This is a genomic window from Priestia sp. P5_B4 (assembly GCF_056400385.1).
This window is the reverse complement of record NZ_JBFULJ010000573.1, coordinates 1-2,480: the sequence shown is the minus strand read 5'-3', so window position 1 is coordinate 2,480 and position 2,480 is coordinate 1. Positions and strand designations below refer to the sequence as shown.

The following is a 2,480-nucleotide window of genomic DNA, read 5'->3' as shown; positions in this document are numbered from 1 at the left end:
GGTTTAGAAGAAGGGGTTGCTAGTGAAAATACCATTGTAATTAGCCAATTTATTGATCAATTGTTAAACCGATTAGAAAAGGTCACTGAAACTAATTAGGTTTATTTTTCATGTGAAAAGTAAAAGGAACCTCAAAAATTGGCAAGCGAGGTTGCTTTCTTGTAAGGGTTTGTTCATACGTATCCGAAGTATGAAACATATATAGATTACGACGTTCTGTAAGTAGAGACTATTTTTAATGTGCTGTCGCATATGTATAGAAAGATGCGGAATACAAATGGACATGCTATCTAAAATCCTATGTTCACTGATAGGGTCTTTTGGGTATGTGTACTGCAAGGAGTTATTATATTAACTAGGAACATCGGTAATCTATAGTTTAAAAACAGAAAACTTCTAAACAAGCAGCAGGAGTTTTTCTACATGAATGGTGCTACTATGTTCAGGTGATGCTTGGAATATCTCAAATAGTTTGCGTATTCATTGTAAACTTTCGTAATTTTCATTTAATTATTAACATCAAATTCAACTTGTTATATATTTAGAGGTGTTGCTCAAAAAAGCGAGGGAAAGTATGGAAAAATTAAATGATCAAACATTGTTAGCATCGTACTTTAAAGCAATTGAATTAAATCTAGATAAAGATTTCATTCTTATTCTTGAAGAAGAATTGAAAAGAAGGGCTCTACCCTTCATTGCTAAAACAGATAGGAGTAAGTAATTTAGAATTACGCTTCTATCTGTTTTTCCTTTTCTAGAACCCACAGTAGAAATTCCTTTTCTTGATTAGTTAGCTTTCTATTTAAGGATTGTTCAAACTGTAAAACTAACTCCATAAAGCGCTGCATGTTATCCATTTATGTTATAACTCAACTCCTTGAGTTTATCTTTAAGTATAGAATAAGGTTAAGGTTTTTATTTTGTCAAATTTTGTTGGGTTTTAGTACTATAATTTAAGAATAAGCATAAGGAAGCCATTATAAAGATAGTCCAATTAGACCATGGGGTCTTTTCTATGGATGTAGTATTGAGGTTAGCTATGAGAAGGAGTGGAAGAAATATAAGCGTGAATTAACCTTTGGAGATCAAGTAATCTGGACCATCAAAGATTTATTTTGGAAATGAAACATGTTAATTTAAAATAAATAGCGATTAATGAAATCTCATCATAAAACATACATAGATAGACAGAGCTGAATTAGATAAAAAGAGAGTAAACCATCTTTTTTATTTGTTTGCCCTGGGAGAAAGTATTGAATAGATAGGGGGGTTTTGAGGTAAAAGGGTTAAAATGTTGAAAAAGCACCCCTGAATGGGTGCTGTGAATTAAATTAGTTCATTGTTCTGGTTTTTTAGGAACTTGCTTTCTAATTCTAATTCTAATTGCTTCATTCGTCGTTGTAATCCTAAATTCTCTAAATCYTGTTCTAACTCAGAAGATAAATCAATTCGTTCTTTAGCATTATCCATCAGTTTCCTAGTAATTACTAACCTTTTTTGTTCTTTCGAATTCATCTTAACAGCTCCTTCCTCGTGACTTGTTAGGTTCGACATAGCAGATGAAAACACCTATAAAAAAATTCACCTAGAAATGAAGTACCGAGTATTTGTAAAAAAATCAAAATGCTTATAAATTAACAATGCATAAAACTATACTGTTACAGGTTTTATTATTTTTCATAGATCTACGAATCAAAATATTTATTAAATATAAAAACTTAACCATTTAAACTCTAAAATCGGCATCCTACGCTTTGAATTGGATTTTACAAGGACAATCATTGTCATACGGTTAAAATCCAGTTATTGTTAAGTGGAAACTTAACAACTTAGACAGGTAGGTGAGTACATCATTGCAAAGATATAGATATAATAGCACTTTAAGAAATACTTTCCTTGTAGACATAGAAGCAGCAAGAGAACTTATGATTGAAGTAGGACTAAAAGAAGGATTTACTAGTAATAATACCCTTATAATCAGTCAATTTATTGATCAAATGCTAAACCAATTAGAAGAGATAACTTCACCTAATTAGTTTTGATTTTTAATAAAAGAGTAAAAGCAGCCTCATTCTTTAATAGCATTCGAGTGAGGCTGCTTTTTAAGGTAACTCTATAACTGTAGATAAATAATAGCATATTTTTAAATATGAATACTACTTTTGATATGCTCTAGCATATGAATAGAAGGTGCAATTTTTATTCATCTTAAGGTCATTCATTTGTTTGATAAATCCTATCAAATCAAGGATGTATAAAAAGTTGCACAAAGGAAGTAATCATCCGTTCTTAAACCCCTTGTGCYGTAATTCAGCCATAAGGGGTTCTTTTTTGATGTACATCCGAAAAAAGATTATGGTAACTAAGGCTGGATGTCAGATTCATCTTAAAAAGCAAAAAACCTACCTCTTCCCAGTCAGAAAAGATAGGGTTTTTCTGATGTATTGCTTAAGGATTTTAGTAGATGCCTCACGGCGTCT

The 2,480-nt window shown here is 31.3% G+C and carries 3 protein-coding genes; 2 read left to right on the top strand and 1 reads right to left on the bottom strand.

Annotated elements, in window-relative coordinates:
• Positions 1-574 precede the first annotated feature (574 nt).
• On the top strand, positions 575-721 hold the full coding sequence (gene sda, locus AC1DRF_RS23125) for a sporulation histidine kinase inhibitor Sda (RefSeq protein WP_251388598.1): 147 nt from the start codon (positions 575-577) through the stop codon (positions 719-721).
• Between the two features lie 605 nt (positions 722-1,326).
• Here the strand turns inward: sda and AC1DRF_RS23120 are convergent.
• Positions 1,327-1,554, bottom strand: coding sequence for a hypothetical protein (locus AC1DRF_RS23120; protein WP_477741791.1), 228 nt, complete (start codon positions 1,552-1,554; stop codon positions 1,327-1,329).
• Positions 1,555-1,841: 287 nt separating this feature from the next.
• Between AC1DRF_RS23120 and AC1DRF_RS23115 the strand changes: the two genes are divergently transcribed.
• Complete coding sequence (locus AC1DRF_RS23115) at positions 1,842-2,036, top strand: Spo0E family sporulation regulatory protein-aspartic acid phosphatase (protein ID WP_477741790.1); 195 nt, start codon at positions 1,842-1,844, stop codon at positions 2,034-2,036.
• Positions 2,037-2,480: the final 444 nt, after the last annotated feature.